Below are 15,339 nucleotides of genomic sequence, written 5' to 3' on the forward strand. Positions count from 1 at the left end.
GCAATGACATAAAATCAAGTTCGGCAACAGCCTCAAATGAAAATTGTAAAATGCAAAATTATTGTATGCAATAAAATAATTTATTGATAAGCTAATTCTAAATTTATGGCAAAAATACTATTCCTTCAGGATGTTGTATTCGAGTTCGTCGGTATCCAGACCTTGTCGGCTATTTTAAAACAAAACGGCCACAAAGTGGACCTCCTTGTCCTAAATGACAACGAAGCAAAAAGGAACCTGGTCAAAAACGTAAAAGAGATAAAGCCGGACGCCGTAGCTTTTTCGATCCCTTCGATAGATTATTCGTGGTCTATTGAAGCGGCTTCTATGATAAAAAAAGAGCTGAACATACCGAATATATTCGGAGGCCCTCACCCGACCTATTACCCTGATTTCATAGAAACACCCTGCGTGGATGCTATTTGCGTAGGAGAAGGCGAAGGTGCGATAGTAGATTATGCCAATTCCTTAGACAACGGCAGGAAAGGTTTAACAGAAATATTGAACCTTTCAATAAAAGAAAACGGAAAAATATTCAGGAACCCTATAAGGCCTTATGTTGATATAAACGAGCTCCCGTATCCTGACCGGGACCTGTATTATAATAAATTTAATATTATCCGCGATTTTTCAAGCAAAAGGATAGTTGCAACAAGAGGCTGCCCTTACAGGTGCACTTTCTGTTTTAATGCCGTGTACCAGGAAATATACCGCGGCGGTAAGGGCGACCACGTAAGAAGAAGAGACCCTGAGAAGATGATAGAAGAAATGAAATTCCTCAAAAAAAACTATACATACAAAACGCTGTCATTCTCCGACGAGAATTTCACGACAAACAAAAAGTGGGTCTTTAAGCTCCTCGAACTGTACAAAAAAGAGATAAACGACCCGTTCATGATACTCGGCAGGTTCAACGAACTCGATGAAGAGATAGTATCGAAACTGGCTGAGAGCGGCTGTTTTTATATAAGCGTAGGCATCGAGACGGGAAGCGAGCGCATCAGGAACGAGATATTAAAAAAACATTTGACGGATGCCCAGATACGAAGCGGCGCAGCCCTGCTGCGAAAATACGGTATTGGCATGTTCGCCTATAACATGGTCGGGCTTCCTACAGAAACCCTGGAAGATGCTTTTAAAACCCTTGAATTGAACGCCGAAGTAGGCGTTAATATATCTATTCCTACTATACTTAAACCCATAAAGAAAACAGAGTTATGCGATTATATAGAAAGAAACAACCTTCTCTTGCCGGGTATAGACCTTGAACACCTGCCAGGCCACTGGGAAGGGATAGTCTTAAACCTCAAGGACCGAAAAGAGATGGAAAACCTCCAGAACCTTTTCATGCTCGGTATCTGGCTGCCGTTTACGATACCTTTAATAAGGCTGCTCGTTAAACTACCTAAGAATTTTATTTTCAGGTCTTTTCTTAAATTCTCGATATTAATGAAATACATAAAAACCAGGGACCTCGGTTTCTGGGAAACCGTAAAAATGGCCTGGCAGGTAAGGAAAAACGTATAAAAAGACAATTTCGAATGAAGACAATTTCGAATTTCGATAAAATATTAAATAGACAATACGGCAAAATACAAAAAAGTAGTTTTTGATTATTGCAGTTTTGATATTGTAGTTTTTTTCGGATTTCGAGATTGGTTATTAGAGAGTTATATAGAGGTTTAAATTGAAAATTTGTTTGGTTTCTGACCAGTATGCCGGCCATATAAACGACATGAAGGCTGACGAAATAAGCGGTATAGCCCTGCACACCGGCAACCTGGTAGACGGGCTGTTAAAAGAAAACCATGAGGTAACGCTTATCTGCAACCAAAAACAGGATGTCCATCCTGAGGATTTCAGGTATATCTATTTTCCCTGTCCCTGGCTTGATTTTACGCCGAAAAAATGGCTTTCGTTCTCCATAGGTTTATCCAAAAAGATCCACAGCTTGCAGGAAAAATACAAGTTTGACATATTCCACAGCCTTGACGCCAAGCAGGGTGCGCTTGCAGCTGCTAAACTAAGTATCCCGACTATAGGCAATATAAACGACTATTATGCGGCCATGTTTTCTCTAAGTCCTGTCGAGTTCCTTAACGAATATCCGGGAGACTGGTTTAAAAGGTACCTGTACCACGTAGTCACCAGGACCTTCGAGCGGAAATATTTTAATAATTTTAAGATACTTGTTGCCAACAGCAATGCAACCCGCCGGTACGTAGGGGGCGGTTATTCTATCCCGGAAAATAAGTTTTTGCTGATACATAAAGCTCTGCCTTATTTTCCTGACAAAAAGAATCCGGTCATGGAAAAATCAGACGGCAGGTTCACTATACTGTTAGTCGGATCAAACCTGCAGAGAAAAGGGATCTATTACCTTATAGATTCTGCGCCGCAGGTCTTAAAAGAGTTCCCGGGCGCAACTTTTGAAATAGTGGGAAAGACACAACTGCCCATGATAGAAAAATGCAGGCTACTGAAAGTTGACGATAATTTCAAGTTCCACGGGAGCCTAAATCACAGGCTTATAGACGACCTATACAGGAAAGCGGACATCTTCGTGATGCCGTCCCTGATAGAAGGTTTCGGGATGTCAGTGGTTGAAGCCATGAGCTACGGCTTGCCGGCGGTAGCTTCAAAGGGCACGGGTATTGATGATATTGTAGATGATGGAATCAACGGTTTTCTGGTGCATCCCAGATCTGTGGGTCTTATAGCCGGGAAGATAATAAAACTGCTCAAAGACCCGGCCTTGAGGCAAAGAATGTCGGAAAACGCTTTTAAAAAAGCCAGGGTATTCAATAAAGAAACCCAGCTTAAAGAAACTCTAGAGCTTTATAACAATGCCTTAAAATCCGGCGGGCCGAAGAATTAAATAAATGAACAAACTGAACGTATTTTATATTTTTATGGCTTTGCTCTCAAATTGTGTAGCGATATATTTGATCTCCGTCAGATACAAGTTCATAATCAATTTGATGGGCAGGAAGCTCTCGGTCTTTAATTCTCTAGTCGTGATGATAGTTTCCCAGCTCACTACCTACATAGTCCCTTTTAAGCTGGGGCCTATCCTTACAAAACCGCATCTTACCAAGAAATATTCAGATGCTACGCTTAACCAGTCGATAGCGGCAACTGTTTTTGAACAGTTCTGCGAGCTGTTCTTTCAGATATTCCTTCTTTTGTTCATATTGATATTCTTGTTCAACAAGGATACATCGTCAACATTATTATTCCAGAGCGAGCTTGTAATAGCCGCTATTTTTATATCGGTAACGGTCTTTGTACTGCTCAGAAGAAAAGCCATAACTTTTATATGGGGTTACCGCCATATGGCGCCCAAAATATTGAAACGCCTGGCAAAGAAACTCAACCTTTCCCATGAAAATATGCAGATTGTCGCAGATGAATCGCTTGAATATTTTACAAAACCAAAAGTTATCCTTATGTTCCTGTTCTTCAGCATAATGCTTTTTTTTATCATACCTATGATTCTCAAATTCTGTGTGCTGGCCTATTCCGGTACGATTACGTATTATAAGGTATTTTTGATCTATTGGGTCTCCATGATAGTCGGGCGTTTATCGGGCATTCCCGGAGGGTTCGGGTCAAGAGACCTGACGATGGGCGGGCTGCTCGTATTTTACGGAGTCCCTGCCTATGACGGGCTGCAGATTGTCATTTGGCAAAGGATAGTTTCACTTATACCGTATTTTGTAATTGGAGCACCGCTTCTATATTATTATTCGAAAGATGTTATAAATAGTAAACTGCAAAACCCTCAATAAAATGGTATTTAATTCATATCAATTTCTTATTTTTTTCGTAATATCTTATTTGCTTTATTTGGTATTAAATCATAAGTGGCAGAATATAATGCTTCTTGTGGCAAGCTGTATATTTTATATGGCTTTTATTCCTGTTTACATATTGATCCTGTTTTTATTGATATTGATAGATTATTTCGCAGGAATGTGGATAGAAGATAACTTAGGCGAAAAAAAGAAGTTATTCCTTATAATCAGCATAATTTCGACCTGCGCGGTTTTATTCGTATTCAAGTATTTTAATTTCTTTAACGGTAATTTTGCCTTGATAGCAAAGTTCTTCGGCTGGAACTACCCCATCGGTGTTTTAAATATAATACTTCCCATAGGTTTGTCGTTCCATACCTTTCAAAGTCTGAGCTACGTCGTTGAAGTTTACAGAGGCAGGCAGAAAGCCCAACGCCATTTTACAACTTATGCCCTTTATGTAATGTTTTTCCCGATGCTGGTAGCAGGCCCCATAGAACGGGCAGGGCACTTGATGCCCCAGCTTACGGCCCCGCGAATAATTACAAGAGAACTGGTCTATAAAGGATTCTATCTTATGCTCTGGGGCTTGTTCCAAAAGGTCGTAATAGCAGATAACCTTGCCATGGTAGTAAACGATGTCTTTGCCAGGCAGGCGCCGTATGACGGAATAGCTGTTTTAATAGCTTTGTATGCTTTTGCTTTCCAGATATTCTGCGATTTTGCCGGTTATTCGAACATAGCCATAGGGCTTGGAAATTGCATGGGTTTTGACATAATGACCAACTTTAACATGCCTTATTTTTCAACTAATCCAAGCGAGTTCTGGAAAAGATGGCATATAAGCTTATCTTCATGGCTCAGAGACTATTTATATATACCTCTTGGCGGCAATAGGGGGACAAAGTGGCAGACTTATAAAAACCTGCTTATCACGATGTTCCTGGGCGGCCTTTGGCACGGAGCGGCCTGGACATATATTATCTGGGGAGTATTTCACGGGGCTATACTGGCGCTCAACAAGTATTTTAAGGAACTCAACTATAAATTCTTTTCACCGCGCGGGGCTTTCTCGGAAAGGCTGTGGTTTGTCATAAGGATCATATTTTTCTTTCAAGTTACGTGCCTTGGCTGGCTGTTCTTTAGGGCAACTTCCATAGAACAGATCTGGCAGATGATATATTCAATATTATTTAATTTCAATTTAAATCAGATTGAATTCGGGATGTTTTCAAAAATGTTTGTGTTCAGTTCTGTTATTATTATAATCCAGTATTTCCAGTATAAGAAAGACGACCTTAATTTTATTTTAAAAGAGAATTGGATGTTAAGAACAGCTTTTTATTGCACGCTATACCTGTTAATAATATTTTTCGGAGTTACCGATGGATCGAATTTTATCTATTTTCAATTTTAAAAAAGTGCCTGTAGCCTTTATAGCAAGCCTTGCTGTGCTTATTACCCTTGAGCTGGCTGTAAGAGCAAACCCTGTTTTCTGGAAATATTGCTACTATTTCAGTAACGTAAAAGAGAATGACAGCATAAGGTTTGAGGCGCAAATAAAGACTATTCCGGTAAAGGGCGCGGAAAAGAGGCTTCTTATAGCAGGTTCAAGCCAGGCAAGGGAAGGGCTGGATATTGACGAGATAAATAAAACGCTTAAAACCATAAACTATTCTGCCTACAACCTCGGCATTTCCGGAGACGGCCATCCCCTGGAGATGTTCATGCTGGCCAACAAGATGATTTCAAGGAAACCTTCTGTAATAATCTATATGCCTTTCATCGCAAGTTTTTACGGGGAATATGATTATTCAAAAATGAAATATTATTTCAGCCCGAATATACTTCCTTTTTTTTATAAGTATCTTGGCCTAAGACAGCTGTACCGCCTCAGGCTGTACCTGAGAGAGGATTTATTAGGCGAGCTTAGCGTGCTTTACAAATACCGCGACTCAATAAAACCCATCTTCAGGAACATGCTAAAACATTATCTTAAGAAAGAAATACGGACTGGCCCTCAAAAATTTGCGTATACTAAAAATATGCCGGAAACATATTTTACAGAAACGATATGCAACGTCAAAGCCAAGTTCAAGCCGGGAGAAGTCACGGAGCTCGATAAGGAAGTATTCGAAAAATTCGCAGAGAAAGTCGTTTCAAACAATATAAAACTTATAGTAATTGACGGGCCTGCAAATCCTTTAATAAAAAAATGCTATGATAATAGCCTGGATGCCCTGTATTCCGGATTTATAAGCGAAGAGTCTCAAAAGGTCGGGTTTACCTATATTCAGGAAAAAGAACTTCCTAAGTTCAATGAAGACGAGTTTATAGATTTTTCTCATTTAAATGCAAAAGGAAGGGAAAAATTCACAAGTTATCTTGGAAATTATCTTAAACTAAATATTAACTGATTTTCCGCCACCTCTCTCGTCCCAGGGACGGGAGTGGCTTAATTAAAAGTTGAGGTGTTTCATTTGAAAGTACTGCTTATTAACCCGCCGTGGGAAACAAAAGATGGGTACGGGTGCAGGTCAAATACCCGCTGGCCGCATACGCGGAAAGATAAATACCTTATCTTTCCTATTTATCTTGCCTATACCGCCGCTGTCCTTGAAAAGGAAAAGATTGAGGTAAAGGTAATAGACGCGGTAGCTCTTGAATACAGCTCCGGAAGTTTTATAGAAAGGATAAAAGAGGAAAAGCCGGATATTTGTTTTGTCGAAACTTCCACGCCTACTATAATCCAGGACCTGATAAATGCAAGGCTGATAAAAGAATTCGCTAAGTCAAAGGTTTTTATATTCGGGACCCACGCAACGGTATTCCATAAAGAAATAATGGACGAGAACAGGTATCTTGACGGTATTATCAGAGGTGAATTTGAGTATACTATCAAAGAACTGTGCCTTAACAACGATTTAGCTTTACTGAACGGAATAACTTATATCGATAAAGGCGGTGCGGTTAAAGTAAACCCTGAACGCCCTTTGATCGAGAACCTGGACGAGCTTCCTTTCCCTGCCTGGTACCTTTTTGATATGAAGGTTTACGAAAGCCATCTTTACCGGTCACCTTCCATGATGATGATAACGTCGCGCGGTTGCCCGTTCCAATGCACCTACTGCCTCTGGCCCGACCTCATGTACGGGCATAAACAGAGGTACCGCTCTGCAAAAAATATTTGCGATGAAATAGAAGCACTTATAAACCTGTACAAAGTAAAAGAGATACGGCTTGACGACGACACCTTCGCCTTAAATCCCGGGCATGTCCTCGGCTTGTGCAATGAGCTAAAGAAAAGGGGCCTTAATAAAAAGATATCCTGGACATGTTTCGGGCATATAGCCCAGGACGATGAAAATATTTATAAAGAGCTTGCCTCTTCTGGGTGCTTTAAGATAGATTTCGGCGTAGAATCTGGTTCTCCGAAAGTATTAAAATACATGAAAAAAAGCATAGACCCGGACAAGGCAAGGAAAGTGGTTTCTCTGGCAAAAAGAGCAGGGCTTTTGGTCTACTGCGATTTTATGATAGGTTTTCCGCACGAAACCAAAGAAGATATAGAAATGAGCATCGAACTTGCCGGTTCGCTTGACTGCGATTATATCCAGGTCAGTTATGTGATACCTTACCCGGGAACAAGGATGTACAATGACGGCATAAAAGAGAACTTCCTCCTTTATCCGAAAGACTGGGAAAAGTATGCTTCTTGTACGGCTATGATAAACACCGGAGAAATATCGCCGGAAGCTATAGACAAATACTATAATCTGTTCTGGAAAAAATTCTATCTGAGGCCGAAGATCATATTCCGCACTTTGAGGCGCGCTTTGACCTGTTACGATGAGTTTAAAAGGGCTTTAAAAGGTTTTATTTCATTTACTAAAAGAATGATTTAAAAAAAGGAAGAAATTAACAATTTTCAATTAGCATTTAACATTTTAAATTCAATTTTACATTGCTAACTGCTAATTTTGCAATGTTAAATTAATATTTCTCATTTTAAAAAGGATATTTCAATGCGCATCTGTTTAGTAACTGCCTGGGGGTTTCAACACCTGGACGGTTCCAATTTGAGGACTTATTTCCTATTAATGGAACTGCTTAAGAGGAAACATAATATAACTGTTATACATGCTTCCGCGTCTGATGCAGAATATACAAAGGAAACCTTTAACTGCGAATCAATAGGAGCCGGGATAGAGATCTCAAGATGGGATACCCACAGGCAAAAATTGATAAAATACATCAAGTTCATAAACTCGGCAAAGAAGATCCTAAAAACAATGGATTTTGATGTGGTTTTCGGGATAAGCCTATTGAACTCTCTTGTTATTTCGGGTCAGAAAAGGTCAAAAAGCATCGCTATGTACGTGGATTTTATGAGCAACTATTATTCCTTTGTTCATGAGACAGGCCTGCCGCACAAACTCTTTGCCAGGTTTTTACGGTTCCTTGAAAGGTATACGATAAAAAAAGCAGACAGGGTTATTGTTATCACGAATGCCATGAAAAAACTGGTACCGGTATCATGCAGGGATAAAGTATGTGTTATTCCAGACGGTGCAGATACGGTAAAATTCATTCCAAGGAACATTAAAAACGAAGCAAAAAAAATATTCGGGCTAACTTCCGATAATTTTGTCATCGGTTACCAGGGAGGCATTGAAAAATTCGACGGCCTGCAGTTTCTCGCTGAAATAGCTCCCGAATTAGTGAAAAATATCCCGGGTGTAAGGTTCTTGATAGCCGGCAGGGGCAGTTACCTTGAAACGGTAAAAGAAATAGTGGATAAGAATAAAACCACCGATAACTTTATTTTTCTCGGATGGGTAGCTAGCGAAAAGGTGCCTGATGTTATGGCGGCAACAGACCTTAACGTAGTCCCTGTGCCGAACCATCCCTGCACCGCGCCTTTGATCACGTTCCGTTTAGTCGAAAGCATGGCCGCGGGCGTAAATGTTATAGTAAATGACCTGCCCGGCATGCGGGAAATAGTTGATGAATCAATGGTATTTTTTACTGATGTACAAAACCCGGCCAAATTCGCAGAGGATATAATAAAGGTTTATAAAACACCAGCAGAAAAACGCCTGGCTATGATAAAGAATGCAAGAAACAAAATAGAAACCCTTGACTGGAGAAAAATAGCCGGACTTGATGCAGACAAAGTTGAAATGAGATAAGAAAATGCTAATATATTTCCTTGCTTATTTAAAGCGTCATTGCGAGGAGCTTAGTGACGAAGCAATCTGTAGTTTTAACATCAAGATTGCTTCGCTTCGCTCGCAATGACAGCTATAGACGGATAGATTAATTGAGGTATCTAGTTTGAAAATAACTTTAATAAACCCGTCACTTATGAGACAGGACGAACTGCGCTGGGACAAAGGCGGGACATACCCTCCTTTGGGCCTGTGCTACATAGCGGCTGTTTTAAGGAACAATAAACATGAAGTAAATATAATTGACGGAGAAGCTTTACGGATAACCGGCGAGAAGCTGAAAGAAAGGCTGTTAAAAGACAGGCCTCAGGTTATAGGGATAACATCTCATACCCCGAAGTTCAACCAGTTGTTGGATACAATCAAAACCATCAAAGAATTAAACCTCCAGGCTGCCATAGTCGTAGGCGGGCCCCATATAAGCCTCATCCCTGAAAAGACGATGAAACAGATACCCCAGATCGCTTATGCGGTTATCGGTGAGGGGGAATACACTTTTCTTGAACTCGTAAATTCTATAGAAAACAAACAGCCCATAGAGAAAGTGAATGGAATAGCCTATAGACAAGGCGATAAGATAATACTTACCTCTCCGAGGGATTATATAAAGAACCTTGATGAACTTCCTCTGCCTGCACGGGACCTCCTGCCGAACATAGCCGGTGAGTGTTACAGCAATGCTTTCAGGTACAAACAGCTACCTATGACGAGCGTCATTACAAGCAGGGGATGTCCCTATGCCTGCATATTCTGTGCCAGGATATTCGGCGCGAGGTACAGGATGCATTCTTTTGACAAAGTGATGGAAGAGATAAGGCATCTGGTAAAAAATTACGGCATAAAAGAGATAATTTTTGTAGACGATACGTTCATAGTGGATATTGAACGGACCATAAAGATATGCAACGCCCTGAAAGAACAAAAACTGGGCCTTACCTGGTCCTGCCACGGGAGGATAGATATCCTTTATAAACACCCGGAGCTTATCCCTTTAATGAAAAATTCAGGGTGCTGGTACATAAGCCTCGGCATTGAAAGCGGGAACGCCGAAGTACTTAAGAAAATAAGAAAGAACATTACTCTTGAACAGGTAGATAGCGTAGTAAACCAGCTCAATTCCGCCGGTATTCATACAAAAGGTTTTTTTATGATAGGCCACCCTTATGACACAAAAGAAAGTATCAGGGACACTATAGATTTCGCGAAATCTCTTCCTCTTGGCAGTGTGCAGTTCAGCTATACTATACCTTATCCGGGTACGGAACTTTTTGACATCGCCATAAACCACGGGTTTTTTGAAGGGGATTCCTACGAAAAGATGTCTTCCCATACGGCAGGTTTCCCGGTTTATTCGCCGCCCGGCGTACCTATAGAATATTTAAAGGCTATCCAGAAAAAAGCGTACAGGGAGTTTTATTTCAGGCCCTCATTCCTTCTTAAGCACCTTGTAAAGATAAACAGCTTTCAGTCTTTAAAGAAATATTCTGAAAGAGGTTTTGTTTATTTTAAATCTTTATTTTTGAAAAAATGACTTTTACATGAAAATAAAAGCTCTTACGATTCCTGCCTTAATAGCCTTGTTCATTCTCTGTTTTTTCTATAAGCCCCTGTTCCTGTCAAGTTATTTTTATCATGCAGACCTGGGGTTCCAGTTCGTCAATTTCTCAAACTACGGTTCGGACGTCATAAAATCGGGTATCATGCCGAACTGGTCGCCGGAAATGGAATTCGGTTACCCGTTCTCTGCAACGTCTCAATCTAACCCGTGCCTTTACCCGCTTAACCTGCTTGTCTTCTTTTTGCCTGCACATATCAACAGCAATTACACTATAATCCTGCATTTCATTTTATTGATGCTTTTAACATACCTTTTCGCCCGCTCAATAAGTCTGTCAAAGACAGCTTCACTGGTTGTTTCGGTCCTTTTCTCTTACAGCGGTTCTATCCTGACGCGGATAACCCAGTCGACTCTGCTTGATTCAGCTTTATGGCTTCCTCTTATTCTTCTAATGATAAAAGGCGCTTTCAGGGATTCCAACAAAGCTTATTTTATTCTGGCGGGCATGATGTTCGGCGTCCAGTTCTTAGGGGGCACACAGCTGTGGTTCTATACGATGATAGTAATTACTTTCTATGTCGGTCTGGAGTATTATTTAAAATACGTTAAAGAGACAGTTTCAAAAAGTCTAATTACAAATAATTTCGTCATTCCCCTGTGCACCGTCATTATCCTTGGTGTGCTTATATCAGCGGTACAGTTTTTACCCCAATATGAACTCAGTCAAAATGCAGGCAGGGCAGAAGGGGAAATGACATACAAGCTGGCCGGTTCCATGCAGTTATGCCCGGAAGAGGTCATCTCGCTTGTATATCCGAAGCTCTTCGGGTTCAGGCCTAACCTGGAATATCTGGGGAGGTCATTTCCATTTGCTGAACACGGTTATTTCGGGATATTTTCATTGTTTTTGTTCATGATAGCTTTAATGAACATAAAAAAGAATGCCTATGTAGTGTTATTTTTGTTTTTAGCATTGGTTTCGTTCATAGCTGCGCTTGGGAAATACAGCCCCATATTCTTTATTCAATACCATATACCGGGTTTCAGTCATTTAAGGTATCCCATGGAATACCTGTTCATATTCAGTTTTTCAATGTCGGTTTTGTGCGGTATAGGAATAGACCATCTTACAGGCAACAAAATAACAGAACCTGAAAAATCAAAGTTATTTAAAAGGAGCATTTATTTTTCAGGAGTTGTAATCCTAATGACTTTTTTCTGCAGTGTTACGGTAGGTTTGTTCAAAGATAAAATAATTTATCTTGTTCAAAATATTTTAGAGTCGCATAATATGTCCAATACCCGCTATATGCCTAAGGTCACGGAATTTTTGAGCAGGTTAACCGACCCGAATAATTTTATCATACCTGTCTTTTTTATGCTCTCATTTATTGTATTATTCCGGCTGTGGCATAAAATGAAAATATCAAAGACAGGATTTAAGCTGTTAATTTTAGCCGGCATTTTCACCGATCTGTTCATTGTATTCCATAATTTTAACCCGCTGATAGATAAGTCCTATTTTACAAAAATCCCTTATACGGCAAAATATCTCGCTCAAAATGCCGGGCTTTTCAGGGTTTATCCGGTAAACGGAGATTTTTACAAAAAGATAGCCTACTCGCAGTGGGATTTTAAAAACGCGGCCGGGCAGATGCTGTCAAGAGAATCGCTGCATTCTGCCCTGCAGTACCATATTCCAAGCATTATAAGAGCAACGTCCGTGCCGGTAAAAAGGTACCTCCAGTATTACAATTATGCTGCTGGCATTGACAGTAACAACGTTGAAGAAAAGATGAAAATATTGGGGCTTGCGAACGTTAAATACATACTTTCATCGGGAAATTACGATACGAAATCGCTTGAACTTGTTTACAGGGGAGATATCGATATTTACAGGAATAAACAAGTATTCCCGAGGGTATTCGGAGTTACTTCTTTAATAAGAGCAGGAAGCGAAAATGAAGCACTGGACCTGATAAAAACCGGCAAGATAGATTTTAATAATTCTGCTGTTATCGAAGCCAAAAATGTGACGGCTGAATACCTCAAGCCTCCGGGCATGAGGCACACCAAAAATATTATATTAAGGGAATATTCAAACAACAGGGTTACTTTGGATGTTGAATTCAGGAACAGCGGTGTCCTTATATTGAACGACCTGTTCTATACGGGCTGGAAAGCTTATGTGAACGGCAAGGTGCAGGAGATATTTCCGGTTAACCTTATCATGAAAGGGATCTTGCTAAAAGAGGGGAAATACAGGGTTAATTTTGTTTATGATCCTTTTTCTTATAAAGTAGGATTGCTCTTAACGTTGCTTTCAGTAGCTTTGCTTGGTATTTATTTTGTAAATAAGATGATCCTAGGAGATAAAGCAGTGTTGACAAGTATGCATAAAAAATGCATAATGATACATATAAACCGTATGGGCTAATTATTCATGGAGGATTGTATGAGAACGACATTGAATATCGGTGATGCTTTGTTGAAAAAAGCGGCTGAATTATCAGGGATAACTGAAAAAACAACTTTAGTAAGGATGGGGCTTGAATCTTTGATAGAGAGAGCAAGCAGGAAACGGTTGATGAAGTTAGGGGGAAGTGAAAAACATCTCAGAGCTATACCGCGCAGGAGGTTTAAATAGATGGTTCTTGTTGATACTTCAGTATGGATAGACTACTTCCGGCACGGGAATAAGCATATTGAAGAATTACTGGAAGAAGATGAGATAATAATACATGAATTTGTTATAGGAGAGCTTGCCTGCGGAAATATAAAAAATAGAAAAGAAATTTTAAGATTACTCACTTCGTTGCCTATGACAAAAGATATAAGAAACGATGAAATACTTAAGTTTATTGAAAGTAATAATTTAATGGGTATAGGGTTAGGTTTAATCGACATTTATCTTCTTTCATCATGTTTGTTAAGCAATGCCGTTTTATGGACATTAGATAAAAAACTTAAGAATACAGCAAAAATATTAAAGATAAATTATGTTCAAATGAATTGACTAAAGGAAATTTAATGAAAAAAATCAAGTTTGCGGTCATAGGCTGCGGTGCTATAGCAAAAAAACATTTAGTATCGATAAAACGGATACCGGATGCGGAATTATCCTGTGTCTGCGACATAAACGGCGCATCCGCAAAGAAGGTTGCGGAAGAATACAAAGTACCGTATTTTACCGACCCTCACAAAATGGCATCTTCCTGCGATATAGACATCTTTTCGATACTCACGCCGAGCGGCACCCATTGTGAAACAGTGCTCGATATGGTGAAATACAAAAAACATTTTATAGTAGAAAAGCCCATATCGCTCAGGATAGAAGATGCGGACAAAATGATACAGGCCTGCGATGAGAACGGCGTCAACTTATATGTCGCACAGCAGAACAGGTTTAATACTCCTGTAACAAAGCTTAAAGAGGCTTTGGATTCAGGAAGGATGGGAAAGCTCGTCCTTGGTTCAGTAACGGTAAGATGGTGCAGGACCCAGGACTATTATAATGAAAAACCCTGGCGCGGTACCTGGGCCTATGACGGCGGTGTGCTTACAAATCAGGCAAGCCACCACATAGATATGCTGGTCTGGCTCATGGGGGACGTGGAAAGCGTAATGTCAATGACCACGACCCGTCTTGTGAACATAGAAGCCGAAGATACGGGAGTAGTTATCCTGAGGTTTAAAAGCGGTGCTCTGGGTTTGATCGAGGCCACTACAGCCACAAGGCCGAAAGACCTGGAAGGTTCGATATCAGTCCTTGGAGAAAAAGGTTCGGTGGAAATAGGCGGTTTTTTCATGAACGAGCTTAAGACATGGAATTTTACAACCAGGAAACCCGTTGACGATGAAATGTTTACAAAATACAATAAAAATCCGGACGAATTCGCCTGGAACCATACAGAATTCATAAAGGATGTTATTTCAAGCATAAAGAAGAGCAAAAAAGGTTTAATTGACGGGCTTGAAGGCAGAAAATCACTTGAACTTATAAATGCTATTTACGAGTCCGCAGAAACGAACAAGGAAGTGTTTTTAAAGTTCAAACCAAAGAAATGCAGGCTCGGTATCAAAACAAATGACAAAAAACTATAAAGTGTATCCCAATACCAAACTGGGCAAAGGCATAAAAATAGGCGATTATTCTATCATCGGCTATTCCCAGGACAAAAACCCCAAAAAGACCTCAATAGGTAATAATGCCAACATCCGGACTCATACGGTGATTTACTCCGGCAATAAGATAGGCGATAATTTCCAGACCGGGCACCATGTGATGATAAGGGAAAATAACCGTATAGGAAATAACGTAAGCATAGGCACGAACTCTGTTATAGAACACGATGTTGTGCTTGGCGATAATGTAAGGGTGCACTCGAACGTATTTATCCCGGAATATACCGAAATAGAAGAAAATGCCTGGATAGGCCCGAACGTGGTATTTACCAATGCAAAATACCCGCGCTCAAAGAACGTTAAAGATACCTTAAAAGGCGCTTCTGTAAGAAAGAATGCCAAGATAGGTGCAAACTCGACTATACTTCCCGCAGTAACCATAGGCGAAAATGCGCTTATCGGCGCAGGTTCAGTGGTTTCTAAGAATGTCCCGCAGAATAAAGTCGTTGTCGGAAACCCCGCAAGAGTTATCAGAGATATAACTGAAATTGAAGAATACAATTCAAAATCCTGAACGAAGTCGAAGGATAGCAGGCAAACCCACTAAAATAATCAAAGTATATCAAAT

The 15,339-nt window shown here is 40.2% G+C and carries 13 protein-coding genes; all 13 read left to right on the forward strand.

All coding sequences use genetic code 11. The features are described 5' to 3' along the window. Positions 1-105 precede the first annotated feature (105 nt). The 13 genes from LHV68_02875 to LHV68_02935 all read left to right on the forward strand — a co-directional run bounded on the left by LHV68_02875 (position 106) and on the right by LHV68_02935 (position 15,285). Positions 106-1,527, forward strand: a complete 1,422-nt coding sequence (locus LHV68_02875) for a B12-binding domain-containing radical SAM protein (GenBank protein MCB4790809.1) — start codon at positions 106-108, stop codon at positions 1,525-1,527. 160 nt (positions 1,528-1,687) lie between these two features. Continuing rightward, complete coding sequence (locus tag LHV68_02880; GenBank protein MCB4790810.1) at positions 1,688-2,878, forward strand: glycosyltransferase family 4 protein; 1,191 nt, start codon at positions 1,688-1,690, stop codon at positions 2,876-2,878. Positions 2,879-2,882: 4 nt separating this feature from the next. Beyond that, positions 2,883-3,791 carry a flippase-like domain-containing protein gene (locus LHV68_02885; GenBank protein MCB4790811.1) on the forward strand — a complete coding sequence of 303 codons (909 nt, stop codon included), beginning with the start codon at positions 2,883-2,885 and terminating at the stop codon, positions 3,789-3,791. 88 nt (positions 3,792-3,879) lie between these two features. After that, a complete protein-coding gene (locus LHV68_02890) occupies positions 3,880-5,214 on the forward strand; it encodes an MBOAT family protein (protein ID MCB4790812.1) in 1,335 nt (444 codons plus the stop codon). Further along, positions 5,183-6,214, forward strand: coding sequence for a hypothetical protein (locus LHV68_02895; GenBank protein MCB4790813.1), 1,032 nt, complete (start codon positions 5,183-5,185; stop codon positions 6,212-6,214). Before LHV68_02890 ends, LHV68_02895 begins: the two co-directional genes overlap by 32 nt. Positions 6,215-6,277: 63 nt before the next feature. Beyond that, complete coding sequence (locus tag LHV68_02900) at positions 6,278-7,702, forward strand: radical SAM protein (GenBank protein ID MCB4790814.1); 1,425 nt, start codon at positions 6,278-6,280, stop codon at positions 7,700-7,702. Between the two features lie 120 nt (positions 7,703-7,822). Beyond that, entirely contained in the window at positions 7,823-8,989 is a 1,167-nt protein-coding gene (locus LHV68_02905; protein MCB4790815.1) for a glycosyltransferase family 4 protein, read from the forward strand. Between the two features lie 145 nt (positions 8,990-9,134). Next, a complete protein-coding gene (locus LHV68_02910; protein MCB4790816.1) occupies positions 9,135-10,559 on the forward strand; it encodes a B12-binding domain-containing radical SAM protein in 1,425 nt (474 codons plus the stop codon). A 7-nt stretch (positions 10,560-10,566) separates the two neighbouring features. Beyond that, positions 10,567-13,023, forward strand: coding sequence for a YfhO family protein (locus LHV68_02915; protein MCB4790817.1), 2,457 nt, complete (start codon positions 10,567-10,569; stop codon positions 13,021-13,023). Between the two features lie 18 nt (positions 13,024-13,041). Beyond that, positions 13,042-13,233, forward strand: a complete 192-nt coding sequence (locus tag LHV68_02920; GenBank protein MCB4790818.1) for a type II toxin-antitoxin system VapB family antitoxin — start codon at positions 13,042-13,044, stop codon at positions 13,231-13,233. Beyond that, positions 13,234-13,602: a PIN domain-containing protein gene (locus tag LHV68_02925; protein ID MCB4790819.1), complete on the forward strand. Its 369-nt coding sequence runs from the start codon at positions 13,234-13,236 to the stop codon at positions 13,600-13,602. It abuts the gene before it with no gap. 14 nt (positions 13,603-13,616) lie between these two features. Then, on the forward strand, positions 13,617-14,690 hold the full coding sequence (locus LHV68_02930) for a Gfo/Idh/MocA family oxidoreductase (protein ID MCB4790820.1): 1,074 nt from the start codon (positions 13,617-13,619) through the stop codon (positions 14,688-14,690). Beyond that, a complete protein-coding gene (locus tag LHV68_02935) occupies positions 14,674-15,285 on the forward strand; it encodes an acetyltransferase (GenBank protein ID MCB4790821.1) in 612 nt (203 codons plus the stop codon). The genes LHV68_02930 and LHV68_02935 overlap by 17 nt, the downstream gene beginning before the upstream one ends. The last annotated feature ends 54 nt before the right edge of the window (positions 15,286-15,339 follow it).

The sequence above is a fragment of the Candidatus Liberimonas magnetica genome (assembly GCA_020523885.1).
GTDB lineage: Bacteria > Elusimicrobiota > Endomicrobiia > Endomicrobiales > JAFGIL01 > Liberimonas > Liberimonas magnetica.